Raw genomic sequence first — 25991 nt, 5'->3', positions numbered from 1 at the left:
ATCCCGGATGAGAAAGGACACGGCATCTGAGACCCCACAACTCCACGGCTCAGGTCTGCGCCATGTCCACGAAGCGCGAGTAGTGGCCCTGGAACGCCACCGTGATCGTCGCGGTGGGTCCGTTACGGTGCTTGGCCACGATGAGGTCGGCCTCGCCCGCACGGGGAGACTCCTTTTCGTACGCGTCCTCGCGGTGCAGCAGGATCACCATGTCGGCGTCCTGCTCGATGGAGCCCGACTCTCGCAGGTCGGAGACCATCGGCTTCTTGTCGGTGCGCTGTTCGGGGCCACGGTTCAGCTGTGACAGTGCGATGACCGGCAGTTCCAGCTCCTTGGCGAGCAGTTTGAGGTTTCGCGACATGTCCGAGACCTCCTGCTGGCGGTTCTCGGCGCGTTTCGCACCGCCGGACTGCATCAGCTGCAAGTAGTCGATGACCACCAGCTTGATGTCGTTGCGCTGTTTCAGACGACGGCACTTCGCCCGGATCTCCATCATCGAGAGGTTCGGCGAGTCGTCGATGTAGAGCGGCGCCTGTGACACATCGGGCATACGACGGGCGAGCCGGGTCCAGTCCTCGTCCGTCATCGTGCCGGAGCGCATGTGGTGCAGCGCGACGCGTGCCTCGGCCGAGAGGAGACGCATCGCGATCTCGTTGCGCCCCATTTCGAGGGAGAAGATCACGCTGGGCAGATTGTTCTTGATCGACGCGGCACGGGCGAAGTCCAGCGCGAGCGTGGACTTTCCCATGGCGGGACGGGCAGCGATGACGATCATCTGACCGGGGTGCAAGCCGTTCGTCAGGGCATCGAAGTCGGTGAAGCCGGTCGGTACGCCGGTCATCTCCCCGTTGCGCGAGCCGATCGCCTCGATCTCGTCGAGCGCCCCCTCCATGATGTCGCCGAGCGGCAGATAGTCCTCGCTGGTCCGCTGCTCGGTGACCGCGTAGATCTCGGCCTGCGCCGAGTTGACGATCTCGTCGACATCCCCGTCGGCCGCGTATCCCATCTGCGTGATCTTGGTACCGGCCTCGACGAGCCTCCGCAGCACCGCCCGCTCATGGACGATCTCGGCGTAGTACGACGCGTTGGCCGCGGTGGGCACCGACTGGACGAGCGTGTGCAGGTACGAGGGTCCGCCGACCCTGGTGATCTCGCCGCGCTTGGTCAGCTCGGCGGCCACCGTGATCGGGTCGGCCGGCTCCCCCTTGGCGTAGAGGTCGAGGATGGCCTGGAAGACGGTCTCGTGTGCGGGTCGGTAGAAGTCGTGGCCCTTGATGATCTCCACGACGTCGGCGATCGCGTCCTTCGACAGCAGCATGCCGCCGAGAACCGACTGCTCGGCGTCGAGGTCCTGCGGGGGAACCCGCTCGAAGCCCTGGGAGCCGCCGCCCCAGGAGCCGCTGTCGTCGCCGCGCTCCTGCTGGTCCCCCCGGCCCCGGCCCTCCCCACGGCGCTGCCGGGAGACAGGCAGACGGTCACTGGGACCGGCATCGGTCCAGGGGTCGTCCAATGGCTCGGGAATGCTCACCGGCCACCTCCTCACGTCCGCTCAACGGACCTCGCCGTGCCTATCTTTCTACGGCACGACACTGACAAAACGAGAGGCCTGACTCCGGTTCCGGCGCGTCGGACGCCGGTCCACGGTAGGCCCGTCAGCGACGTCAGCCAATCTTGTTATCCACAGGCCATGTGGACGACGCGCCAGATGCTGTGGAGAACTCGGACGATCCTGTGCACGGACCGGGGGACAGCACTGTGGACAAAGTCATATCGCCTTCGGCACAACCATTCTGACCTGGCATTTTTCCGTCCACCGCCTGTGGGGGAGAAAAACTTTCCCGACTGGACCAGGATCAGAACAAGCAGCGCGCCAACCGGGCCCGATCATCGGGCTTCGTAAGGGCCACTAGTATCTTGCATCACTTACCTGTGGAAGATTAGATTGAGTGCATGACACAGGCTCCCGCTCCGCCCGGGACAGGGCGCCGGCGACACGATCGAGAGATCGTCGCACTCGCCGTTCCCGCCTTCGGCGCCCTCGTCGCCGAGCCTCTCTTCGTGATGGTCGACAGCGCGATCGTCGGCCATCTCGGCACCCCGCAACTTGCCGGGCTGGCCATCGCGGCCGCCCTGCTGACCACCGCGGTGAGCATCTTCGTCTTTCTCGCCTACGCCACCACGGCCGCCGTCGCCCGGCGAGTCGGCGCGGGCGATCTCTCCGCCGCCATCCGCCAGGGCATGGACGGCATCTGGCTGGCCCTTCTGCTCGGCGCCGCCGTCATCGCCGTCACACTGCCCACCGCGCCGTGGCTGATCGGGCTGTTCGGCGCTTCGGACACCGCGGCCCCGTACGCCATCACCTATCTACGGATCTCCAGCCTCGGCATCCCCGCCATGCTGGTCGTACTCGCCGCCACGGGTGTGCTGCGCGGGCTCCAGGACACCCGTACGCCGCTGTATGTCGCCATCGGCGGGTTCGCCGCCAATGCCGTGCTCAATGTCGCCCTGGTCTACGGTGCCGGCCTCGGCATCGCCGGCTCGGCCTGGGGCACGGTGATCGCCCAGTGCGCCATGGCCGCCGTCTACCTGATGGTGGTGGTACGAGGAGCGCGCCGGCACGGCGCGTCGCTGCGGCCCGACGCGGCGGGGATACGGGCGAGCGCCCAGGCGGGCGTACCACTGCTGGTCCGTACGCTCTCACTGCGCGCGGTCCTGATGATCGCCACCGCGGTCGCCGCCCGCCTCGGGGACACGGATATCGCGGCCCACCAGATCGTTCTGTCGCTGTGGAGCCTGATGGCCTTCGCTCTCGACGCCATCGCCATCGCGGGCCAGGCGATCATCGGCCGTTATCTCGGAGCCGGTGACACCAAGAGCGCCCAGGAAGTCTGCCGCCGCATGGTGTGGTGGGGGATCGTGTCCGGGGTTCTGCTCGGCGCGCTGATCGTGCTCGCGCGGCCGCTGTTCATCCCGCTGTTCACCGGTGACCAAGCGGTGCGGGACACACTGCTCCCGGCCCTGCTGGTCGTAGCCGTCTCCCAGCCGATCGCGGGAGTCGTCTTCGTCCTGGACGGGGTGTTGATGGGCGCGGGGGACGGCCCGTATCTCGCTCGGGCCATGGTGGTGACCCTGGCCGTCTTCGCACCCGTCGCCCTGCTCGTCCCGGCCCTCGGGGGCGGGCTGACAGCCCTCTGGTGGGCGATGGGGCTGATGATGACGGTCCGCCTGCTGACGCTCTGGCTGCGTACTCGCTCCGGCCGCTGGCTCATCACCGGCGCCGTTCGCTGACGCGGGCGGGTGCCCGATCAGCCTGTGCGCCCCGTTTCACGTGAAACATCGAGGAGCCCCGAGCCGGAACCCCGCCGGCCCGAAGGCCCGGCGCCCGAACCCCGGCAGAGCGAGAGGGCCGTACCCCTGACGGGATACGGCCCTCTCCATGCTCAATCGAGCTTCGCGCTTACGCGGCGATGACCTCGATGCCGAGCTTCGCGGCAACCTCGGGGTGCAGACGCACGGACACCTGGTGCGAGCCCAGGGTCTTGATCGGCGAACCGAGCTCGATGCGACGCTTGTCGACATCCGGGCCACCGGCGGACTTGATCGCCGAAGCGAGGTCGGCCGGGGTGACGGAGCCGAAGAGGCGGCCGGCATCGCCGGAGCGAACGGCCAGACGCACCTTCACGCCTTCGAGGCGGGCCTTGATCTCGTTGGCCTGCTCGATGGTGGCGATCTCGTGGATCTTGCGGGCGCGGCGGATCTGCGCCACGTCCTTCTCGCCGCCCTTGGTCCAGCGGATCGCGAAACCGCGCGGGACCAGGTAGTTGCGGGCGTAGCCGTCCTTGACGTCGACGACATCGCCGGCGGCACCGAGGCCAGAGACCTCGTGGGTGAGGATGATCTTCATTATTCGGTCACCCTTCCCTTATCGCGCGGTAGACGTGTAGGGCAGCAGCGCCATCTCACGGCTGTTCTTGACGGCCGTGGCGACGTCACGCTGGTGCTGCGTGCAGTTGCCGGTGACGCGGCGGGCACGGATCTTGCCGCGGTCGGAAATGAACTTCCGCAGCATGTTCGTGTCCTTGTAGTCCACGTACTGGGTCTTGTCCTTGCAGAATGCGCAGACCTTTTTCTTAGGCTTGCGCACAGGCGGCTTCGCCATGGTGTCTCTCCTGTGTGATCAAGAAGTGGGGTGCGAGCCCGCCCTTAGAAGGGAGGCTCGTCCGAGTAGCCGCCGCCGGAGCTTCCGCCCCAGCCGCCTCCATTGCCCCCGCCGCCCTGCGGCTGCTGGCCGCCGCCGGCCGGTGCGCCGGTCGCCCACGGGTCGTCGGCGGGTGCACCGCCGCCGCCCTGCTGGCCACCACCGGAGCCGCCGCCCCAGTTGCCGCCACCGCCGCCCTGCTGGCCGCCGCCGTAGCCGCCCTGGCCGCCGCTACGGCCGGTGGTCTTGGTGACCTTAGCCGTGGCGCTCTTGAGACTGGGGCCGACTTCCTCGACGTCCAGCTCGTAGACCGTGCGCTTGACACCCTCACGGTCCTCGTAGGACCGCTGCTTCAGCCGGCCCTGCACGACGACGCGCATGCCCCGCTGGAGCGACTCCGCGACGTTCTCCGCCGCCTGACGCCAGACCGAGCAGGTGAGGAACAGGCCTTCGCCGTCCTTCCACTCATTGGTCTGCTTGTCGAAGATGCGGGGTGTGGACGCGACACGGAACTTCGCGACCGCCGCACCGGACGGGGTGAAGCGCAGCTCGGGGTCGTCGACGAGATTGCCGACGACCGTGATGACGGTCTCGCCTGCCATTGGGTGAACCTCTCGGCGGGGATTGCTTCTGGCTGCTTGCTGCTACTCGAATGCTCGAACCCGACGCCCTCTGAGCTGGAAGCTCAGTGGGTCTCGGGACGAAGGACCTTGGTCCGGAGGACCGACTCGTTCAGGTTCATCTGTCGGTCGAGCTCCTTGACGACCGCAGGCTCGGCCTGGAGGTCGATGACCGAGTAGATGCCCTCGGGCTTCTTCTTGATCTCGTAAGAGAGACGACGACGGCCCCAGGTGTCGACCTTCTCGACCTTTCCGTTGCCCTCACGGACGACGGAAAGGAAGTTCTCGATCAGCGGGGAGACTGCTCGCTCCTCGAGATCGGGGTCGAGGATGACCATCACCTCGTAGTGACGCATGTGGAACCCACCTCCTTTGGACTCAGCGGCCACGGTCGATCCGTGGCAGGAGGGTCGTGATGCGTAAGCAACGGTATCCGCAGCCACTGACAATCCGGCTCGGTGAGCGGGGGATCGTCTTCTGGCCTGGGCAGACACCGGTGCAGACCGTACAGACTACCCGCACACCGGCTTCCGGTTGAAATCGTGCCGCCCTTGGACGCAATCTGTACTCATCGGATGTGCGCGGCACTACGATGTGCCGCCTTCCGGCAAGGCCAGGAGGTGCCAGATGGCACAGGCAATGCGACCGAGCTCCGCGACCTCTCTCCTCGCGACGGACGGGAAACCTCATCCGCTCCAGGACACCCTGATGGCGGTGACACTGACGCTGGGCGTGCTCGCCTTCGTCTCGGCGTTCTTCCACCACCTGCATCTGCTCAGCTCATGGGTGGGACTGATCGGAATCCTCACCGGCGGTTACGGACAGTTCATCTCCGTGACAACTCGTGAACGGTTCCTCACCATCATCGGGCTGGGTGCCTCGGCGGTCGGCTTCTTCCTCGGTATGGCGCACGGCGGACTGTTCGGCGGAGTCATCGGCTAGCGGCTCTGCGGCCCACAGCCAGACGGGACGCTCCATCGGCGCAGTAGGCTTCGGCGCGAGAGCCGGAGCCCCTGTATCCATGGGGACACACCTGCCGAGGAGCGCCCCGTATGACCCTGACCCTGAGGACCATCAGCCGTGAGCAGCATCTGGCCTACATCCAGAGCCTGCCCGCGGCGAGTCACTGCCAGGTCCCGGCATGGGCTGATGTCAAGACGGAGTGGCGTTCCGAGAATCTGGGCTGGTTCGACGCGAACGATCAGCTCGTCGGTGCGGGACTGGTTCTCTACCGTCAGTTGCCGAAGATCAAGCGGTACTTGGCGTATCTGCCCGAGGGCCCGGTGCTGAACTGGTACGCGCCGAATCTGGACGAGTGGATGCAGCCGATGCTGGCGCATCTCAAGCATCAGGGTGCCTTCTCGGTGAAGATGGGACCGCCGGTCGTGATCCGGCGCTGGAACGCGGGCGCGATCAAGTCCGGTATCCAGGACCCGGATGTGAAGCGTCTGCGCGATGTCGAGGCGACGCATATCGAGCCGCGTGCCTTCGAAGTGTCCGACCGGCTGCGCAAGATGGGCTGGCAGCAGGCCGAGGACGGCGGTGCCGGTTTCGGTGATGTGCAGCCGCGTTACGTTTTCCAGGTGCCGCTGGCGAACCGTTCGCTGGACGATGTCCTCAAGGGCTTCAACCAGTTGTGGCGGCGCAACATCAAGAAGGCCGAGAAGGCCGGTGTCGATGTGGTGCAGGGCGGTTACGAGGATCTGGCCGAGTGGCAGCGGCTGTACGAGATCACCGCGGAGCGGGATCACTTCAGGCCGCGCCCGTTGTCGTACTTCCAGCGCATGTGGTCGGTCCTGAACACCGAGGACCCCAATCGCATGCGTCTTTATTTCGCCCGTCACGAGGGTGAGAACGTCGCGGCGGCGACGATGCTGATCGTCGGTGGTCATGTCTGGTACTCGTACGGTGCCTCCGCCAATCACAAGCGTGAGGTCCGGCCGTCGAACGCGATGCAGTGGCGGATGCTGCGTGACGCCTATGCGATGGGTGCCACGGTCTACGACCTGCGGGGTATCTCGGATTCTCTTGATGAGACCGATCATCTTTTCGGTCTGATCCAGTTCAAGGTGGGTACTGGCGGTGAGGCCGTCGAGTACATCGGTGAGTGGGACTTCCCGCTCAACAAGCTGCTTCACAAGGCGCTCGACATGTATATGTCGCGTCGTTAGATCGTTGCCTCCTTCTTGTTCCCACGCTTCTCCTACCGCAGCCAAGAGAAAGGTCCCGGACCGGCATGGCGCTCTCCCTCTACGTCGACACCGCGCGCTGGCGGGCGCACCAGAAGTCGGTCATCGAGCAGTTCCCCGGGCTCGTCCCGGTCTGCAAGGGCAATGGCTACGGCTTCAGCCATGAGCGTCTCGCCGATGAGACCAATCGCTTCGGCTCCGACACGCTGGCGGTCGGCACCATCTACGAGGCCGCTCGGATAAAGGACTGGTTCAGCGGTGATCTGCTCGTTCTGACGCCGTTCCGGCGGGGCGAGGAGCCGGTGCCGCTGCCCGACCGGGTGATCCGTTCGGTGTCGTCCGTCGATGGTGTGTACGCCCTGGTGGGTGCCCGGGTGGTCATCGAGTGCATGAGTTCGATGAAGCGCCACGGAGTGAAGGAGGAGGAGCTGGCCCAGTTGCACGCGGCCATTGAGGACGTGCGTCTGGAGGGCTTCGCCCTGCACCTTCCGCTCGACCGTACGGATGGTTCCGACGCGGTCGAGGAGGTCATCGCCTGGATGGACCGGCTGCGGGCGGCACGGCTTCCGCTGCACACCATGTTCGTGAGTCATCTGCACTCCGCGGAGCTGGGCCGGTTGCAGCAGCAGTTCCCGCAGACCCGTTTCCGCGCCCGTATCGGTACGCGGTTGTGGCTCGGGGACCATGACGCGACGGAGTACCGCGGTTCCGTGCTGGATGTCACCCGGGTCGCCAAGGGCGACCGGTTCGGTTACCGCCAGCAGAAGGCCGCTTCCGACGGCTGGCTGGTGGTGGTTGCCGGGGGTACGTCGCACGGTGTGGGTCTGGAGGCGCCGAAGGCGCTGCACGGTGTGATGCCGCGGGCCAAGGGGGTGGCGCGGGCGGGTCTGGCGACGGTCAATCGCAATCTGTCGCCGTTCGTCTGGGACGGCAAGCAGCGCTGGTTCGCGGAGCCGCCGCACATGCAGGTGTCAATTCTGTTCGTGCCTTCGGATGCCCAGGAGCCGCAGGTCGGTGATGAGCTGGTGGCTCATCTGCGGCATACGACGACGCAGTTCGACCGGATCGTCGACCGCTGACAGCCCCGGGAGGGCTCCTGAGGGGCCGCTGACGGCTTTTCAGCCCTCGGTGGCCCCTTTTTGCTGTCCCTGAGCCCGAAAGGGCTGTCGAGCCACTCAGGCGGCCCCTGGTGGGCGTACTCCCCATTCGACTCGCGGTCCTTCGGTCATCTGTGCGTCGGAGTGTCCGGGGTGGGGTGCCTGGCCGAGTACGAATCTGTCCTCCGCGCCGTCGAGTACGCCGCCGGAGGGGTCGTCCGAGCCGTCGGTCCGTACGCTGTCCCGCTCGGGCATCAGGACGTCGCGTACGACCAGCGCGCACAAGTACAGCGTGCCCAGCAGGTGCAGGGCGATGGCGAGCTGGTAGCCCTCCGTCGGAAGTCCTTTGTGGGCGTCGCCGCTGGTCGTGTAGGCGAGGTACAGCCAGATGCCCAGGTAGTAGAGGACTTCGCAGCCCTGCCAGATCAGGAAGTCGCGCCAGCGCGGCCGGGCGAGGGCCGCCAGCGGGACGAGCCACAGTACGTACTGTGGCGAGTAGACCTTGTTGGTGAGGATGAAGGCGGCGACGACGAGGAAGGCGAGCTGCGCGAAGCGGGGCCGGCGCGGTGAGGTGAGGGCGAGGGCGGCGATGCCCGCGCAGGCGAGCAGCATCAGCAGCATCGCGTAGGTGTTGACGCTGCCGACGTCCATGGACTTGCCGGTGCGCTGGGTGATGATCAGCCAGAAGGAGCCGAAGTCGACCTGGCGCTCCCGGCTGAAGGTGTAGAACTTCTTCCACCCCTCGGGCGCGAGCAGCATGACCGGCAGGTTCACGGCCAGCCAGGCGGCGGCGGTGGCCAGCACGGCGGTCCCGTACGCGCGGAATTTCCCGGCGCGCCAGCACAGCAGGAACAGCGGTCCCAGCAGGAGTACGGGGTAGAGCTTGGCGGCGGTCGCGAGCCCGATGAGGATGCCGAAGGCCAGGGCCCGGCCGCGTGACCACATCAGCATCGCGGCGGCGGTGAGCGCCACCGCGAGGAGGTCCCAGTTGATGGTGGCGGTGAGGGCGAAGGCGGGCGCGAGGGCGACCAGGAGGGCGTCCCAGGGGCGGCGGCGGTGGGTGCGGGCGACGCAGACGGCGATCACCGCGGCGCAGATCATCAGCATTCCCGCGTTGACCATCCAGTACATCTGTTCGCGGTACTGGATGGATCCGCCGGGCGTGAGCCAGGAGGCGATCTCCATGAAGAGGCCCGTCAGTACGGGGTACTCCAGGTACTGCATGTCGCCGGTGAGCCGGTCGAAATAGGGCACCAGGTTGTCGGCGAAGCCGCGCCCGAGGTAGAGGTGTGGAATGTCCGAATAGCAGGCGTGGGTGTACTGCGAGCTGACGCCCCGGAACCATGCCCAGTTGTAACAGGGCATCTTCTGCACCATGCCGAGCGCAAACATCCCGATCGCCACCAGCGCGACGACCTGTACGGGGGTGAGCCGGCCGCTGCCGGAGAGTGCCCGGCGTCCGATCGGTCCGCCGATCAGTTCGCTGCCGGCCGCTGCGACCTTGTCGCGCCGCGTGGGCGGTACGTCCGGCCGGTCCTGGTGCACGGTTCTCTCTTCTGCGCTCGGCATGGCGCCCATCCTGCCGTACGCCGCTGTGGGCACGGCGAGGGCCGCCGCACCGTACGTACAGAAGTCTGTACGTGGTCGGTGCGACGGCCCTCGTGGTGGGCGCCGCGGGTCCGTGGCGCCCAGGCCCGGACCGGGTTCTGGGGTCAGTCCTGGGTGGCCCCGAAGCCTCGGGGGCCGCCGAAGATTCCGCCGCCCTCGTCGGTGCTCTCCTCGGCGGTCGGGGTGGGCGAGGTGCTGGCTCCGCCCGGGTCCGTGCCGCCGCCCGCGTCAGTGCCTCCCTGGTCGCTGCCGCCGCTGGTGTTGCTGCCGCCGCTGGTGCTGGTGTCCTCGCATCCGAACAGCCTGGTGCAGGACGGGGAGGCGGACGGAGTGGCGGGGAGCGTCTCCGTGGACGGGGACTCGGAGGGCTCCTCGGACGGGGACTCGCTCGGGGACTCGGAGGGCTCCTCGGACGGGGACTCGCTCGGGGACTCGGAGGGCTCGGCGCCGCCGCCGAAGACGGCCTCGCCGATGGGCTCGGGCTTGGGGAACTTCAGGATGTCCTCGCCCTTGAGCGCCTTCTCCATGTAGTCGTGCCAGATGTCGGCGGGGAAGGACGCGCCGTGGATCTTCTCCTGGCCGCCGGTGCCGAACATCTCCTCGAACTTACGGTTCTCGTTGTTGGCGTCGTCGTCCATCCGGTACATGTCGATGGCGGTCGACAGCTGCGGGGTGTAGCCCACGAACCAGGCCGACTTGTTGCCGTCGGTGGTGCCGGTCTTGCCCGCGACCTCGCGGCCGGAGAGCTGGGCGCTGGTGCCGGTGCCCTTCTCGACGACGGTCTTCAGTACGTCGGTGACGTTGTCGGCGACCGGCGCGGAGAACGCCTGCTTCGGCTTGCCCACGTGCTGGTAGATGGTCTTGCCCTCCTTGACCACCTTGGTCACGGAGTACGGGTCGCGCTGCTGGCCGCTGTCCGCGAAGGTGGCGTAGGCGCCCGCCATCCGGATGGCGCTGGGGGAGGAGATACCGATCGAGAAGGACGGCACGCTGGACTTGGAGAGGGTGTCGTCGTCGCGGAGACCTGCGTCGACGGCGGCCTGGCGGACCTGGGGGATGCCGACGTCCATGCCGAGCTGGACGAAGGGGGAGTTGGCGGACTCCCGCATGGCCTCACGCAGGTTGATGGGACCGTACGACTTGTCGCCGTCGTTCCTCTGGAGCCACTCCTTGCCCTCTTCGTTGGTCCAGACCGACCCGTCGTATTTCTTGATCTTGAGCTTGTTGTCACCGTCGTAGATGGCCTTGTCCGGCGAGACCACGGTGCGCTCGTCATCGGACTGGTCCGGGCCGAGCTCGGGGTCGCGCTTGCCGTCCTTCATCGCCGCGGCGAGCACGAACGGCTTGAAGGTCGATCCGACCTGGGCGCCTGTCTGGTCGGCGTTGTTGGTGAAGTGCTTGGTGGCGTCCTGACCGCCGTAGATGGCGACGATCTTTCCGGTCTTGACATCGACGGAGGCACCGCCGAACTGGACATGGGTGTCGGTTTCCGGGCGCTTCTCGGGGTCGATATTGGCGTCGTAGATCTTGGTGACAGCCTTTTCGAGCTCCTCGACCTTCTTCTTGTCGAAGGTCGTGTGGATCTCATAACCACCGGTGGCGAGGATTTCCGACGTAATACCTTCCTTGTTGTTGTTGATGAAGTTCGCCTTGGCGAGGTCGACCAGATATCCGATCTGCCCGCTCAGATTCCCACTCGTCTTCGGCGGCAGAGGCTTCGGGAACTCCTTGTAATCGGCACGCTCACTGGCGTCGAGACGCCCGTCCTTCACCATCTCGTCGAGGATCCAGCTCCAGCGGTCCTTCGCCCTTTTCGTGTTCTCCTCGGCCGTGGCGTTCGCGATCCCGGTGGTACCCGCCGGGTCGTAGTAGGTCGGCCCCTTGAGCAGGGTGGCGAGGAAGGCGCACTGACTCGCGTTGAGTTCCTTCGCGTCCTTGTTGTAGTACGTACGGGCTGCGGCCTGGATCCCGGAGGCGCCACGTCCGTAGTACGAGGTGTTGAGATAGCCCTGCATGATCTCGGGCTTGCCCATCGTGTTGCCGACCTTCATGGCGATGAACATCTCTTTGAACTTACGGTCCAGAGTCTGGCTCTGGTCACCTAGCAGGGCGTTCTTGACGAACTGCTGGGTAATGGTGGAACCACCCTGAACATTTCCACCCCTGGCCATATTGAAAAGCGCCCGGCCAATGCCCTTGTAGTCAATTCCGTCGTCATCCTTGAACGACTTGTTCTCGGCGGAGATCACCGCGTTCTGCATCGCCTCGGGAATATTGTCGATCGTGATGATCTGCCGGTTGGGACCGGCTCCCGCGGAGGCCATCTGCTTGCCGTCGGCCCAGTAATAGACATTGTTCTGGGCCTCCGCCGCTTCCTTGACATCGGGCACCCCGACCGTGGCGTACGCGATGCTTCCGGCAATCAGCACCGATCCGGCGAAGCCGATACCGAGAGCCGCCGTCTGCTTCCACGACGGCATCCAGCGAAGCACGCCGGTCTTGTTGTGCCGCGGATAGTCGATCAGCCGCTTCTTGCCGGGCTCGCCGCCGCCACCGCGCCTGCCACCCCGTTGGGCAGCCCGTCTGGCCTCGGCCCTGCTGGTGGGGCGCTCCTCCTCGTACGACTCGGAGGGCGACTCGGTGGTCTCTCGGGCAGGGGCGGCGCGGCGGCCTGACGACTGCTGCGCCGCGCGCCTGGCCGCGGCGCGACCGCCCCCCTCACCTTGTGGCTGGGGCGGCTTGCGACGGTGCTCGCTCATCGAACGACTACTCCTCGGGCAGGCACGTGGGCCTGGAAGCGGCGGTTGAGTTCCGGTCCCCCGAAATCAATACGGACCGGCCCGGAGACGGGCTCATCCAACATGCATCCGGTGAGCCGACAGACTTGACACGTACCGGCATCACTCGGTTCCCGGTGGTCTGCATGCCGCACAGACTACGCACGGTCAAAACCCTCCGAGAGATGAAGTTCACCCTAAAACAGGCAAGTTGCTCCCTGAGAATTCTGGATGTGACGCCGTTCACCATGGCCCCTTGTCCCCACCGTCGCTCCGTTCTATCGTCGTGATGTATCGAGTCGATACATCGGCTCGGCATAAAAGCCCAGGACGGCGGAGGAGGCAGGGATGAGCAGACGCTCGGGCATCCTTGAGTTCGCTGTCCTCGGCCTGCTCCGCGAGTCCCCCATGCACGGCTATGAGCTGCGGAAACGGCTCAATGCGTCGCTGGGGGTCTTCCGGGCCTTCAGTTACGGGACGCTCTACCCCTGCCTCAAGACGCTGGTCGCCAACGGCTGGTTGATCGAGGAGCCGGGCAGTGCCCCGGAGGACGCGCTCGCCGCCTCGCTGGCGGGGCGCCGCGCCAAGATCGTCTATCGGCTGACACCGGAAGGTAAGGAGCACTTCGAGGAGCTTCTGTCGCACGCCGGCCCCGACTCCTGGGAGGACGAGCACTTCGCTGCTCGGTTCGCCTTCTTCGGGCAGACAGAACGCGAGGTACGGATGCGGGTGCTCGAGGGCCGCCGCAGCCGGCTGGAGGAGCGCCTGGAGAAGATGCGCGCCTCCCTGGTCCGTACGCGCGAGCGACTCGACGACTACACCCTTGAGCTTCAGCGTCACGGTATGGAGTCCGTGGAGCGCGAAGTGCGCTGGCTGAACGAGCTCATCGAGAGCGAGCGGGCGGGACAGGACCAGAGACGGTCCGCCCCGGAGGACCCCGCTGTACCGCGAGGCGCATCCGAAGAAACGGACGGCCTGCCCCGGCACCGGGATGTCGCGTCTTCCGGGGGTACGCCCCCGGGACATCCAGGACCGCCGGATCCGTCCGCGGACGACGCCACGTGAGGCCCTGCATCGCCGTAGGGCCTCATCACGAACACTGAGAACACATAGGGAGCAACCGGAATGGGTTCTGTTCGCGTAGCCATTGTCGGCGTGGGCAACTGCGCCGCCTCACTGGTGCAGGGTGTCGAGTACTACAAGGACGCCGATCCGGCGGCCAAGGTCCCGGGGCTGATGCATGTCGCATTCGGCGAGTACCACGTACGGGACATCGAGTTCGTGGCGGCTTTCGATGTCGACGCGAAGAAGGTCGGCCTCGACCTGGCGGACGCCATCGGCGCCAGCGAGAACAACACCATCAAGATCTGCGACGTGCCGTCCTCCGGCGTCACCGTCCAGCGCGGCCACACCCTCGACGGTCTGGGCAAGTACTACCGCCAGACGATCGAGGAGTCTCCCGAGGCGCCCGCAGACATCGTCCAGGCCCTCAAGGACAAGCAGGTCGATGTCCTGGTCTGCTACCTACCCGTGGGTTCGGACGCCGCCGCCAAGTACTACGCGCAGTGCGCCATCGACGCCAAGGTCGCCTTCGTCAACGCGCTCCCGGTCTTCATCGCCGGCACCAAGGAGTGGGCGGACAAGTTCACCGAGGCCGGCGTCCCGATCGTCGGTGACGACATCAAGTCGCAGGTCGGTGCCACGATCACGCACCGCGTCATGGCGAAGCTCTTCGAGGACCGGGGTGTTGTCCTGGACCGCACGATGCAGCTGAACGTCGGCGGCAACATGGACTTCAAGAACATGCTGGAGCGTGAGCGTCTGGAGTCCAAGAAGATCTCCAAGACACAGGCCGTCACCTCGCAGATCCCCGACCGCGATCTGGGCGCCGACAACGTGCACATCGGCCCGTCCGACTACGTCGCCTGGCTCGACGACCGCAAGTGGGCCTATGTCCGCCTCGAAGGCCGCGCCTTCGGCGATGTCCCGCTCAACCTGGAGTACAAGCTGGAGGTCTGGGACTCCCCGAACTCCGCGGGTGTCATCATCGATGCCGTACGCGCCGCGAAGATCGCCAAGGACCGTGGCATCGGCGGCCCGATTCTCTCCGCGTCCTCGTACTTCATGAAGTCCCCGCCGGTCCAGTACTTCGACGACGAGGCACGCGAGAACGTCGAGAAGTTCATCGCCGGTGAGGTCGAGCGTTAGACGCTCGGCTCTCCGCTGTGAGAGGGGCCCCCGGCCATGCGGTCCGGGGACCCTTCTCGTATATACCGTCGCCGCGTATGTGACTCTGGCCCACATGTCTGTCGTACGTGATCTGCGCGTACTCCTGCGCTTCAGGGACTTCCGTCGGCTGCTGTCGGTCCGTCTGCTCTCCCAGGGGGCCGACGGCGTCTTCCAGGTCGCGCTCGCCACGTATGTCGTCTTCTCCCCCGAGAAGCAAACCTCTCCTGCCTCTATCGCCTCCGCCATGGCCGTACTGCTGCTGCCCTATTCCCTGGTCGGCCCGTTCGCCGGTGTACTGCTGGACCGCTGGCAGCGCCGTCAGGTGTTCCTGTACGGGAATCTGCTGCGGGCCCTGCTGGCGAGCTGTACGGCGCTGCTGATCGTGGCCTCCGTACCGGACTGGCTCTTCTATGTCTCGGCTCTCTCCGTGACCGCCGTCAACCGGTTCGTGCTCGCCGGTCTCTCGGCCGCTCTGCCGCGTGTGGTGGACGACGAGCGTCTCGTTCTCGCGAATTCGCTCTCCCCCACCGCCGGGACGCTCGCCGCGACCTCGGGCGGCGGGCTCGCCTTCGCCGTCCGGCTGACGGCCGGGGACTCCGATGCCGCGGTGATGTTGCTGGGCGCCACGCTCTATCTCTGCGCCGCGCTCGCCTCGCTCCTGATGGGACGCGAACTGCTCGGCCCCGAGCGGTCGTCGCTCCAGCCCCGGCTGGGCGCCGCGCTAGCCTCCACCGCGCAGGGGCTCAAGGACGGGCTGGCCCATCTCGCGGAGCGACGGGCCGCGACTCGCGCGCTGGCCGCCATGACGGTGATGCGCTTCTGCTACGGGGCACTGACGGTGATGGTGCTGATGCTCTGCCGATACGCCTGGACGGAGCGGGGATCCGATGGGCTGGCGCTGCTCGGAGTCGCCCTCGGTATCTCCGGAGCGGGGTTCTTCACCGCCGCGGTCCTCACGCCGTGGGCGGTGGGGCGGTTCGGGCCGTACGGGTGGATGGCCTTGTGCGCGGGGGCGGCAGCGGTCCTCGAACCGGCCCTGGGGCTGCCTTTCGCCCCGGCTCCCCTGCTCGCGGCCGCGTTCGTCCTCGGCCTGATCACACAGGGCGCGAAGATCGCCACGGATACCGTGGTGCAGACGACGGTGGACGACGCCTTCCGGGGCCGGGTCTTCTCCCTCTACGACGTTCTGTTCAATGTCGCCTTCGTCGGGGCGGCCGCGGTGGCCGCACTGATGCTGCCGCAGGACGGCCGGTCGGCGCCGCTGGTGATCACAGTTGCCGTGCTCTACACGACCGCCACCGTCGCCCTGCTACGCGGAAGGCGGTGTTTCACGTGAAACACCGCCTCGGAAAACACCGCCTCGCATCCACCGGGAACCACGCGGGGGCCCATGTTTCACGTGAAACATGGGCCCCCGCGTGGTTCAGTTCTGTGCGGCCCACCACTCCTTGAGAGCTGCGACGGCCACGTCGTACTCCATCGGCCCGTTCTCCAGCCGCAGCTCCAGCAGGAAGCCGTACGCCTTGCCGATCACCGGTCCAGGTCCGGTGCCCAGGATCTCCATGATCTGGTTGCCGTCCAGATCGGGCCTGATGGAGTCCAGCTCCTCCTGCTCCTGGAGCTGCGCCACGCGCTCCTCCAGTCCGTCGTACGCCCGGGAGAGCGCGTTCGCCTTGCGCTTGTTGCGTGTGGTGCAGTCCGAGCGGGTGAGCTTGTGGAGCCGCTCCAGCAGCGGCCCCGCATCGCGCACATAGCGCCGTACCGCCGAATCGGTCCACTCACCCGTCCCGTAGCCGTGGAAGCGCAGATGCAGCTCCACCAGCCGGGAGACGTCCTTCACCATGTCGTTGGAGTACTTGAGCGCGGTCATCCGCTTCTTGGTCATCTTCGCGCCGACCACTTCGTGGTGGTGGAAGGAGACCCGGCCGTCCTTCTCGAAGCGCCGTGTCCGGGGCTTGCCGATGTCATGGAGCAGGGCGGCCAGCCGCAGCACCAGATCCGGCCCGTTCTCCTCCAGGTCGATGGCCTGTTCCAGAACGATCAGCGAGTGTTCGTACACATCCTTGTGCCGGTGGTGCTCATCGCTCTCCAGCCGCAGCGCCGGAAGCTCGGGCAGCACCTGGTCGGCGAGCCCGGTGTCGACGAGCAGCGCCAGCCCCTTGCGGGGGTGGGTGGCGAGGATGAGCTTGTTCAGCTCGTCCCGGACCCGCTCGGCGGAGACGATCTCGATACGGCCGGACATGTCCTTCATCGCCGCGACCACCTCGGCGGCCACCTCGAAGTCCAGCTGCGCGGCGAATCGCGCGGCCCGGAGCATACGCAGCGGGTCGTCGGAGAAGGACTCCTCCGGAGTGCCGGGGGTGCGCAGCACCCGGGCCGCGAGGTCCTCCAGCCCGCCGTGGGGGTCGATGAACTCCTTTTGCGGCAGTGCGACGGCCATCGCGTTCACCGTGAAGTCCCGGCGGACGAGGTCTTCCTCGATGGAGTCGCCGTAGGACACCTCCGGCTTGCGCGAGGTCCGGTCGTAGGCCTCCGAGCGGTACGTCGTCACCTCGATCAGAAAACGCTGATCGGTGTCGCCGACCCGGGCGTCCTTCTGAAGGCCGACCGTCCCGAAGGCGATCCCGACCTCCCACACCGCGTCCGCCCAGGGCCTGACGATCTTCAGGACATCCTCGGGGCGGGCATCGGTCGTGAAGTCCAGGTCATTGCCGAGCCGGCCGAGAAGGGCATCCCTGACCGAACCGCCGACCAGGGCGAGACCGAATCCGGCCTCCTGGAACCGGCGCGCGAGTTCGTCGGCGACGGGGGACACCCGCAGCAGTTCACTGACCGCGCGGCGTTGCACCTGGCTGAGTGCGCTGGGATTTTCTTCATTGGCGTTCGGCACAACAGAAAAGATTACGTGCCGCGGATCGTGCGGGCGTCCTGATTTCGAGCTCCCCGGGCTCCGATGCGGGGGATCGCCGCAACGCATGAGATTCTTCCGATCATGTGGAGCAGTCCCCAGCACTTCGCCACAGCGCACATCGTTACCATGCGTGGACGCATCAATCGACAACCACCAACGGCAACAGACGATGACGAGGGACGGGCGAGCGCGTGGCCGAGGCGGCAGACTTCCAGGGGATGGGCCCTTCTCCTGCCCGCCGATGGCTGCGGCGCACAGCCTCTCTGATCGCGGGCGCACCACTGCTCGCGAGCCTGCTCGCCGGTGCGACGGCCCCGACCGCCCAGGCTGCGACGGAGGCCACCGGTTCTCGTACCGTCCGTGTGGCACTGAACACACTGGCTCCGAGCGCTCCGGTCGAGGGCGACACCCTCACCATCTCGGGCACGGTGACCAACCAGGGCAGGAACGCCGTCACCGGTGCCCAGGTGGATCTGCGGGTGGGGCCCCGGCTGTCCGGCAGGACCGCCATCGACGATGTCGCCGCGCGTTCCGGCAACACCTCGGGTGATGTGGCCCCGATCGGTGGAAAGTACAAGGTCACCTTTCCGAAGCTCGCCTCCGGCATCCCCCAGGACTTCGCTCTCTCCGTACCGGTCGACAAGCTCGGGCTCGGCGAGGACGGTGTCTACCAGCTGGGTGTCTCGCTGACCGGGCGGACCGCCGGCACCTCGTACGACCGGGTGCTGGGCATTCAGCGCACCTTCCTTCCCTGGCAACCCACGGCGACAGAGGAGAAGACACAGCTCACCACCCTCTGGCCGCTGATCTCCTCGTCCCATCTCTCCGCGGAGACCGGCTCGGACGAGCAGCAGACGGCGGTCTTCGAGAACGACGATCTGGCCGAGGAGCTGGCCCCCGGCGGACGGCTGGAGCAGATGGTCGCGCTCGGCAGCCAGCTGCCCGTCACCTGGGTCATCGATCCCGACCTGATCGCCACCGCCGACGCGATGACCAGGAGCTACCGGGTCAGGAGCGGGAACACCACCGTCCCGGGCAGAAACCAGGCCGTGGCCACCAAATGGCTCAACGCCCTGGAGAAGGCCGTACAGGACGGCAAGGTCATCGCTCTGCCGTTCGGCGACCCGGACCTGGCGTCGCTGGCTCACCGCGGCAAGGACGTCTCGGGCGCGCTCAGCCATCTCCAGCCCGCCACGGACGTGGCCGCCAAGACCGTGGAGACCATCCTCCACGTACAGCCGTCCGTCGACTTCGCCTGGCCCGTGGACGGCGCGATCGATCCCGCGATCGTCGATGTCGCGACCTCGGCGGGTGCCCACAAGGTCATCACCCGCAGTGACAGCCTCCAGGACAACCTGTCGTACACGCCGAACGCCGCGCGGCCGATCGGCGGCGGAACGACGGCGGTCGTCGCCGACTACCGGCTCTCCACCGCCTTCCAGGGCGATATGACGGAGGCGAGCAGCTCCACTCTCGCCATCCAGAAGTTCCTCGCCCAGACGCTGGCCGTGACGCTCCAGGAGCCCGGCAACCAGCGCAGCATCGTCGTCGCCCCGCAGCGGATGCCGACGGCCGCTCAGGCCCAGTCGATGGCGGGCGCGCTGCGCGCACTGGACCCGGAGCGCTGGACCGAGCCGAGCGACCTGGTCGCGGCGGCCGCCGCCAAGCCCGACGCCGACGCCACCACGAAGGTGCCGAGCGCCTCGCGGTACCCGAAGAAGCTGCGCGGCCAGGAGCTGCCGATCACGGCGTTCGTGGACATCAGGACGACGCAGGAACGGCTGGACAACTTCAAGGCCATCCTCAGCTCGCCGGACCGGGTGGCCGCTCCCTTCGGCAACGCGATCAGCCGGTCGATGTCGACGTCCTGGCGCGGCAATCCGAACGGGGCCCAGCAGTACCGCAGCTCCGTGGGCGACTATCTGCTGGGCCTCACCACCGAAGTACAGCTCATCCAGAAGTCCGTCCTCACCCTGTCCGGGCGGAGCGCGACGATCCCCGTCACGGTTCAGAACAAACTGCTCCAGGGCGTTCAGGAGCTGGTGCTGCGGCTGAAGTCGGACAACCCGACCCGGCTCAAGCTGGACGGCGACCGGGCCGTCGCCGAACGGCCGATCAAGATCGACGGTGGGCACAGCCAGTCGGTGAAGTTCACCGGCGCGGGCAATGCCAACGGTCCGGTCCAGGTCACCGCGCAGCTGTACACGGTGGACGGCAAGCCGTACGGCAGCCCGATGACCTTCCAGGTCAAGGTCTCCGAGATCACCCCCACCGTGATGCTCGTCATCGCGGGCGGTGTGCTGCTGCTGGTCCTCGCCGGGGTCAAGATGTACAGCCAGCGCAAGCGGGCGGTGGCGCGCAAGGCGGCCGCGGACGGCACGGAGGATTCCGGCACGGACGAGGGTGGCGACGGCTCCGGGAACCCGCACGACGCCGAGGGCACCGCCGGCGCGAAGGACCCGAAGAGCACGGATCCCGGGCAGCCGAGTGACCCGACACCGGACACCGGACCGGAAAGCGCGGACGCGTCGGGCACGGGTGAGAAAGTGGACCGTTGAGCGATGTCGTGGCCGGTCGGCCGGGGACGATGAGGTGGGGTAACCATGAACGCGCCGTACGACGGTGACCGTGGGCAGGGCGCGGGCGGCGATCCGGCGGGACAGGGTCCGCCCGCCCCGCCGCCTGCCCCCGATCCCTATGTCCAGGATGCCTACAACCGGGATCCCTACTGGTCGCAGGACCTCTCCGCGCAGGACCCGGTGACGGAGGCGCTCTACGACCGCGCCTCCCACCCACCGCCGCCTCCCGGCACCTACCAGGAGACGCAGGAGCTGTATCAGCAGCCTCCGGCTCAGCAGTACGCCCCGGATCCCCGGCTCTGGGCCCAGACCCCACCGCCCGAGCCCGCCGCCGGACCGTCCCGGCGTCTTCCCTATGGGGACGACCCGAGGACGACGCAGTTCACGGGCGTCGACGAGCTGGTTTCGCGCGCCAGTGACGAGAGCCCCCAGCCGGACGCGTTCGCTCATCTCTACCGCGACCAGCAGGGCACCGGGCAGGCGCCGGCCGTGCCGGAGCCCGAAGCGGCCCCCGCACCGCCGCCCGCCAAGAAGTCGGGCGGCAAGGCCTCGGGGCTGCTCAAGTCGAGCGCCGTGATGGCCGCAGGCACCCTGGTCTCCCGGCTCACCGGATTCGTACGGAGCCTGGTGATCACCGCCGCTCTCGGCGCGGCACTGCTCGGTGACTCCTACACCGTGGCCTACACCCTGCCGACGATGATCTACATTCTCACCGTCGGGGGCGGCCTCAACTCCGTGTTCGTACCGCAGCTCGTGCGGGCGATGAAGAACGACGACGACGGTGGCGTGGCCTATGCCAACCGGCTGCTGACGCTTGTCATGGTCGCGCTCGGCGCGATCGTGGCGCTGGCCGTGTACGGGGCACCCCTGCTGATCCAGGCGATGTCGGACCCGATCGCCAGCGATCCCGCCGCCAATAACGTCGCCGTCACCTTCGCCCGCTACTGCCTGCCCACGATCTTCTTCATGGGTGTGCATGTGGTCATGGGCCAGATCCTCAACGCGCGCGGCAAGTTCGGCGCGATGATGTGGACGCCGGTCCTCAACAACATCGTCATGATCGCCACGTTCGGCCTGTTCATCTGGGTGTACGGCACGGCCGCCGACTCCGGAATGACCGTACGGACGATCCCGCCGGACGGTATTCGGCTGCTGGGCATCGGAACCCTGCTCGGGCTGGTCGTCCAGGCACTCGCGATGATCCCGTACCTCAGCGAGACCGGGTTCCAGTTCCGCCCCCGGTTCGACTGGAAGGGCCACGGTCTGGGCAAGACGGTCAAGCTGGCCAAGTGGACCGTCCTGTTCGTCCTCGCCAACCAGGCGGGTGTCGTGGTCGTCACCCAGCTCGCCACCGCCGCGGGCAAGGCCTCCGGCCGGGACGGCGCCGGCATCCTCGCCTACAGCAACGCCCAGCTCATCTGGGGCATGCCGCAGGCCATCATCACGGTCTCGGTCATGGCGGCCCTGCTGCCCCGGATCTCCCGCGCCGCCAGCGACGGCGACCCGGGCGCGGTCCGCGACGACATCTCCCAGGGGTTGCGCAACTCGGCGGTCGCGATCGTTCCGATCTCTTTCGCGTTCCTCGCGCTCGGTGTCCCGCTGTCGATCCTGATGTTCTCGTCGAGCGGCCTGGAATCGGCGAGGTCCATGGGCTTCATCCTGATGGCGTTCGCGCTCGGGCTCATCCCCTACTCCGTGCAGTACGTCGTGCTGCGCGGTTTCTACGCGTACGAGGACACCAGGACCCCCTTCTACAACACGGTGATCGTCGCCGCGGTGAACGCGGCGGCCTCCGCCGTCGCCTACGTGGTGCTGCCCGCTCGCTGGGCCGTGGTCGGTATGGCCGCCGCGTACGGGCTCGCCTACGCGGTCGGTGTCGGGGTGGCCTGGCGCAGGCTGCGGAACCGGCTGGGCGGCGATCTGGACGGCGGCCGAGTGTTGCGGACGTACGCCAGGCTCTGTCTGGCATCCGTTCCGGGGGCCCTGGCGTCCGGCGCGGTCGCCTACGGTGTGCTGCACTTCCTCGGAAGCGGCGCGCTGTCGGCGGTGGTGGCGCTGGCCGGTGGCGGAATCGTCCTGCTGGGGGTCTTCTTCGTCGCGGCGAAGAAGATGCGGATCGAAGAGCTCAACGCCATGGTCGGGATGGTGCGCGGACGTCTGGGACGCTGACCGGGCACCGCCTGGCACAACCATCGGCAGCCGCCGCGTGTCGTGCATAGCGCCCGACTGTGGGCACAATTGGCTTGGCTGTTGGACAGGGCGCAATGGATGGGGAGGCAGGAGCGACGGTGGCGGAACGTAGCACGGCTGCCGTCGACGTGGCCGACAACAGCGGTGATGAGCCGCTGACCGCCAAGGCGGACAAGGCCACGACCGACGGGTTGGCGAAAGCCCAGGACACGGCGGAGAAGTCCGCCCCGGACACGGGCAGTGACCGGCAGAGCACCGAGTCGGGGATCGCGACGCCCGAACTGCACAGCGGCCACAAACTCGCCAGACGCTACCGCCTGGAGGAGTGCGTCACCCGCCTGGACGGTTTCAGCAGCTGGCGCGCGGTCGACGAGAAGCTGCGCCGTGCTGTCGGGGTGCACCTCCTGCCCGCCGATCATCCGCGGGCCCGTTCCGTGCTGGCCGCGGCCAGGTCCGCCGCGCTGCTGGGCGATCCGCGCTTCGTACAGGTTCTGGACGCCGTCGAGGAGAACGACCTCGTCTATGTCGTCCACGAGTGGCTGCCGGACGCGGCCGAGCTGACCGCGCTGCTCGCCTCGGGGCCGATGGCCGCCCACGACGCCTATCAGCTGGTCAGCCAGGTGTCGCAGGCCATGGCTGCGGCCCATCGCGAAGGGCTGGCCCATCTGCGGCTGACGCCGGGAGCCGTGCTGCGGACCTCCACCGGGCAGTACCGGATCCGCGGCCTCGCGGTGAACGCCGCGCTGCGCGGGATCCGCGCCGACCGGCCGCAGCGTACCGACACCGAGGCCATCGGCGCGCTCCTCTACGCCGCGCTGACCCAGCGCTGGCCCTACGAGACGGATTCCTACGGTCTCTCCGGCCTGCCCAAGGGCGTCGGGCTGATCGCCCCTGACCAGGTCCGCGCGGGGGTCCACCGCGGTCTCTCCGAGCTGGCCATGAGGGCGCTGGTCAATGACGGTGCCACCGCCTCCCGCCAGGATCCGCCGTGCACCACCCCGGACGAACTGTGCGCGGCCATCGCGGAGATGCCCCGTATCCGGCAGCCGGAGCCCACCTTCGTGGCCCCGCCGGAGTATCAGCGCACGACCTACCAGCAGGGCAGCTACGGCCGCTCGCAGCAGGGCCTCGGGCAGGCTCCCGCCCCGCCCGTGGTGGCTCCGCCGCCCCCGCTCCAGAGCCGTACCGGCAAGCTCCTGAAGTGGACGGTCGCCGCGCTCCTCATCGCCGCTCTGGGGCTCGGCAGCTGGCAGGTCGCCGACCAGCTCCTCGACCCGCGCAACGGGAACAGCGACACCTCCCCCACCGACACGGCCACCGGGGACGGCGACAAGACACCCAAGCCGCTCAAACCCCTCAAGATCGAGGGCGCGGCCGAGTTCATGCCCAGCGGATCCGGGATAAAGCCCGAACTCGCACCACTCACCGTGGACGGCAAGAACGACACCGCCTGGATCACAGCGGAGTACCAGAATTTCGCCAACTTCGGCAATCGCCCGGACCGCCAGCAGGGCAGCGGAATAGTCGTTGACCTCGGCAGCGTACAGAGCGTGTCCGCCCTCGACATCGCCATGTACCGCAGCGGCCAGAAGGTCGAAGTTCTCGCCGCCGACAAGGACGCCTCGAACCCGACCTCCCTCTCGGACTTCCCCCAGCGTCTGACCAAGCTGGAGACAGCGGCCGGGACGCTGAAGAGCACCCTCGACAAGCCCGTGCGAACCCGGTACGTATTGATCCACATCACCGAACTGCCGACGACCGGAGTCGCCAACCGCTTCCGTGGCGGCATCTCGGAGATCCAGATCAGCGGCTGACCGGAACGGGGGGAGGGGAACCGTTGGACGACGCCACGCTTGTCGACACAAGCGACCAGAACCTTCTGAGCGCTCATGTAGCGGGTCATCCCCATGCCTTCGGCGAACTGGTCCGACGCCATCGCGACCGCCTCTGGGCGGTCGCCCTACGGACGCTGGGCGACCGCGAGGAGGCCGCCGACGCCGTACAGGATGCCCTGGTCTCCGCCTTCCGGGCGGCGCACACCTTCCGTGGCCAGTCCGCCGTGACGACCTGGCTGCACCGCATCACCGTCAACGCCTGTCTCGACCGGGCCCGTAAGGCTGCCTCGCGCAAGACCTCCCCTGTGGACGACACCGAGCGGCTGGAACAGCTCCTCGAACCGCACGAGTCCGCGGAGGCCCCCGCCGAGCGCCAGGACCTGCACCGCGAGCTGCTGGCGGCGCTGGCCAAGCTCCCCGCCGATCAGCGGGCCGCCCTGATCCTCGTCGATATGCAGGGATACCCCGTGGCGGAGGCCGCCGCCATCCTCGGAGTGCCGACCGGCACGGTGAAGAGCCGCTGCGCGCGGGGCCGGGCCAGACTTCTCCCAATGCTCACCCATCTGCGGGGGGACATCGGGGATAACAGCGGTCCGGTCAGGGGAAGGAACCGGACGCCGAGGGGATCCGTCCCACTGACATCGGTGCCAAAGGATTCAGGATCGGGCGATCCTGCTGGAGCGAAGGGCGGAGGTGGGCGCGCGTGACCTCTACGACCGACACCGCTCAGCACCCGGATGTCGAGGAGATCTCCGATCTGACGGAGGGCCTGCTCTCACCGGCCCGCACCACCGCTGTACGGCACCACCTCGACGGCTGCGCACTCTGTTCCGATGTCCACGGCTCCCTCGAAGAAATCAGAGGGCTGCTCGGTACCCTGCCGGGGCCGTCCCGGATGCCGAGCGATGTCGCCGAGCGTATCGACGCCGCTCTGGCGGCGGAGGCCCTTCTGAACGCGACAGCGCCGGACGAGGCGGCACATGTTTCACGTGAAACAACGGTTCCGGCGCCCACGACCGCCGAGCCGTTCACTCCGCCACTCGCCCCCCATCCGGCGGAATCCGCCAGGACGGACGCGATGGTACGGGCCGACCGCCCCGCCGGGCGGCCCAAGGCCGCCACCGGGCCGGGCCGTGGTGGCCGCACGCGTCGCCGCCGTATCGCTGTCCTGGGCGCCGTCTTCGGAACAGCCGCCATGGGTGTCAGTGTGTTTTTCCTCCTCCAGACGCTTCGGGGAACGGAGGACACCGCCACCAGCAGCAGGGCGGTCAGCTCTGCGGGAAGCGACAGCGACGAAGAGTTCTCGGGAAGCCCGCTCAAGGGCCGCGTGGATGTACTGCTGGCCTCCGGCTCGTCCGCCCAGGCCGACAAGGAGAGCAAGACCGACCTTCGCAGCGGTACGGCCCGGACCGAGGCCCCCGTCAATTCGCCCATGCTCCGGTCCACCCCCGAGATCCCGGACTGCATCCGGCAGGGTCTCGGCCGCACCGAACCCGCCCTCGCGGCCGAGAAGGGCGTCTACAAGGGCAGCGCGGCCTATCTCGTCGTCCTGCCGCACTCCGGGGACCGCACTCTGGTCCAGGCGTATGTGATCGACGCGACCTGTGTGGAAAACGCCTCCTCGGCCAGGGGAAAAGTCCTGCTGACGCACTCCTACCCCCGCTGACGGCGGTCTCCGTAAGCTCCCCGTGTGCGGCCAAATACCGCGCAATTTATGGCCACGGGTTTCCCCGCGTACGGCCAGATCTTCTCCCCGCT

The 25991-nt window shown here is 67.5% G+C and carries 20 protein-coding genes; 12 read left to right on the top strand and 8 right to left on the bottom strand.

Annotation, left to right across the window (positions count from 1 at the left end; all coding sequences use genetic code 11):
- Positions 1-49: 49 nt before the first annotated feature.
- Positions 50-1528 carry a replicative DNA helicase gene (gene dnaB / locus ACIP8W_RS29325; RefSeq protein WP_401954989.1) on the bottom strand — a complete coding sequence of 493 codons (1479 nt, stop codon included), beginning with the start codon at positions 1526-1528 and terminating at the stop codon, positions 50-52.
- Positions 1529-1950: 422 nt separating this feature from the next.
- Between dnaB and ACIP8W_RS29320 the strand changes: the two genes are divergently transcribed.
- A complete protein-coding gene (locus tag ACIP8W_RS29320) occupies positions 1951-3288 on the top strand; it encodes an MATE family efflux transporter (RefSeq protein ID WP_401954987.1) in 1338 nt (445 codons plus the stop codon).
- 169 nt (positions 3289-3457) lie between these two features.
- On the opposite strand, the gene rplI is transcribed toward ACIP8W_RS29320, so the two are convergent.
- The 4 genes from rplI to rpsF form a co-directional block, all read right to left on the bottom strand.
- Entirely contained in the window at positions 3458-3904 is a 447-nt protein-coding gene (gene rplI / locus ACIP8W_RS29315) for a 50S ribosomal protein L9 (RefSeq protein WP_114660199.1), read from the bottom strand.
- Positions 3905-3922: 18 nt separating this feature from the next.
- Positions 3923-4159: a 30S ribosomal protein S18 gene (gene rpsR / locus ACIP8W_RS29310; RefSeq protein WP_003967857.1), complete on the bottom strand. Its 237-nt coding sequence runs from the start codon at positions 4157-4159 to the stop codon at positions 3923-3925.
- A gap of 44 nt (positions 4160-4203) precedes the next feature.
- Positions 4204-4800, bottom strand: a complete 597-nt coding sequence (locus tag ACIP8W_RS29305) for a single-stranded DNA-binding protein (RefSeq protein ID WP_401954985.1) — start codon at positions 4798-4800, stop codon at positions 4204-4206.
- 83 nt (positions 4801-4883) lie between these two features.
- Positions 4884-5174, bottom strand: a complete 291-nt coding sequence (gene rpsF, locus ACIP8W_RS29300) for a 30S ribosomal protein S6 (RefSeq protein WP_006604399.1) — start codon at positions 5172-5174, stop codon at positions 4884-4886.
- A gap of 271 nt (positions 5175-5445) precedes the next feature.
- On the opposite strand from rpsF, the gene ACIP8W_RS29295 reads away from it, so the two are divergent.
- The 3 genes from ACIP8W_RS29295 to ACIP8W_RS29285 all read left to right on the top strand — a co-directional run bounded on the left by ACIP8W_RS29295 (position 5446) and on the right by ACIP8W_RS29285 (position 8086).
- Complete coding sequence (locus ACIP8W_RS29295; protein ID WP_401954983.1) at positions 5446-5760, top strand: hypothetical protein; 315 nt, start codon at positions 5446-5448, stop codon at positions 5758-5760.
- 110 nt (positions 5761-5870) lie between these two features.
- Complete coding sequence (locus ACIP8W_RS29290; protein WP_401954981.1) at positions 5871-6989, top strand: lipid II:glycine glycyltransferase FemX; 1119 nt, start codon at positions 5871-5873, stop codon at positions 6987-6989.
- A 65-nt stretch (positions 6990-7054) separates the two neighbouring features.
- On the top strand, positions 7055-8086 hold the full coding sequence (locus tag ACIP8W_RS29285; protein ID WP_402205373.1) for an alanine racemase: 1032 nt from the start codon (positions 7055-7057) through the stop codon (positions 8084-8086).
- Between the two features lie 96 nt (positions 8087-8182).
- On the opposite strand, the gene ACIP8W_RS29280 is transcribed toward ACIP8W_RS29285, so the two are convergent.
- Both ACIP8W_RS29280 and ACIP8W_RS29275 read right to left on the bottom strand, forming a co-directional pair.
- Positions 8183-9673 carry a glycosyltransferase family 87 protein gene (locus ACIP8W_RS29280; RefSeq protein WP_401954977.1) on the bottom strand — a complete coding sequence of 497 codons (1491 nt, stop codon included), beginning with the start codon at positions 9671-9673 and terminating at the stop codon, positions 8183-8185.
- 143 nt (positions 9674-9816) lie between these two features.
- Positions 9817-12471 carry a transglycosylase domain-containing protein gene (locus ACIP8W_RS29275; RefSeq protein ID WP_401954975.1) on the bottom strand — a complete coding sequence of 885 codons (2655 nt, stop codon included), beginning with the start codon at positions 12469-12471 and terminating at the stop codon, positions 9817-9819.
- Between the two features lie 366 nt (positions 12472-12837).
- On the opposite strand from ACIP8W_RS29275, the gene ACIP8W_RS29270 reads away from it, so the two are divergent.
- The 3 genes from ACIP8W_RS29270 to ACIP8W_RS29260 all read left to right on the top strand — a co-directional run bounded on the left by ACIP8W_RS29270 (position 12838) and on the right by ACIP8W_RS29260 (position 16054).
- The gene (locus tag ACIP8W_RS29270; RefSeq protein WP_401954973.1) at positions 12838-13554 is read left to right on the top strand and encodes a helix-turn-helix transcriptional regulator; all 717 of its coding nucleotides are present in this window, start codon (positions 12838-12840) and stop codon (positions 13552-13554) included.
- Positions 13555-13614: 60 nt separating this feature from the next.
- Complete coding sequence (locus ACIP8W_RS29265; protein WP_401954971.1) at positions 13615-14697, top strand: inositol-3-phosphate synthase; 1083 nt, start codon at positions 13615-13617, stop codon at positions 14695-14697.
- A 94-nt stretch (positions 14698-14791) separates the two neighbouring features.
- Positions 14792-16054, top strand: a complete 1263-nt coding sequence (locus tag ACIP8W_RS29260; RefSeq protein ID WP_401954969.1) for an MFS transporter — start codon at positions 14792-14794, stop codon at positions 16052-16054.
- A gap of 87 nt (positions 16055-16141) precedes the next feature.
- Here the strand turns inward: ACIP8W_RS29260 and ACIP8W_RS29255 are convergent, their stop codons facing one another.
- Positions 16142-17608, bottom strand: a complete 1467-nt coding sequence (locus tag ACIP8W_RS29255) for a CCA tRNA nucleotidyltransferase (RefSeq protein ID WP_401954967.1) — start codon at positions 17606-17608, stop codon at positions 16142-16144.
- A gap of 212 nt (positions 17609-17820) precedes the next feature.
- Between ACIP8W_RS29255 and ACIP8W_RS29250 the strand changes: the two genes are divergently transcribed.
- The 5 genes from ACIP8W_RS29250 to ACIP8W_RS29230 all read left to right on the top strand — a co-directional run bounded on the left by ACIP8W_RS29250 (position 17821) and on the right by ACIP8W_RS29230 (position 25899).
- Positions 17821-20187 (top strand): DUF6049 family protein, encoded by a 2367-nt coding sequence (locus ACIP8W_RS29250; RefSeq protein WP_401954965.1) that lies wholly within the window; start codon positions 17821-17823, stop codon positions 20185-20187.
- A 45-nt stretch (positions 20188-20232) separates the two neighbouring features.
- The gene (gene murJ / locus ACIP8W_RS29245; RefSeq protein WP_402205369.1) at positions 20233-22377 is read left to right on the top strand and encodes a murein biosynthesis integral membrane protein MurJ; all 2145 of its coding nucleotides are present in this window, start codon (positions 20233-20235) and stop codon (positions 22375-22377) included.
- Between the two features lie 119 nt (positions 22378-22496).
- Entirely contained in the window at positions 22497-24212 is a 1716-nt protein-coding gene (locus tag ACIP8W_RS29240) for a protein kinase family protein (protein WP_402205367.1), read from the top strand.
- Between the two features lie 23 nt (positions 24213-24235).
- Positions 24236-24940, top strand: coding sequence for an RNA polymerase sigma factor SigM (gene sigM / locus ACIP8W_RS29235; RefSeq protein ID WP_401954959.1), 705 nt, complete (start codon positions 24236-24238; stop codon positions 24938-24940).
- Positions 24937-25899 (top strand): hypothetical protein, encoded by a 963-nt coding sequence (locus ACIP8W_RS29230; RefSeq protein ID WP_402205365.1) that lies wholly within the window; start codon positions 24937-24939, stop codon positions 25897-25899. The genes sigM and ACIP8W_RS29230 overlap by 4 nt, the downstream gene beginning before the upstream one ends.
- Positions 25900-25991: the final 92 nt, after the last annotated feature.

It is taken from the genome of Streptomyces sp. NPDC088554, assembly GCF_044752945.1.
Taxonomy (GTDB): domain Bacteria; phylum Actinomycetota; class Actinomycetes; order Streptomycetales; family Streptomycetaceae; genus Streptomyces.
Note: the sequence above shows the minus strand (reverse complement) of the source record. Positions and strands in the feature narration are given on the sequence as shown.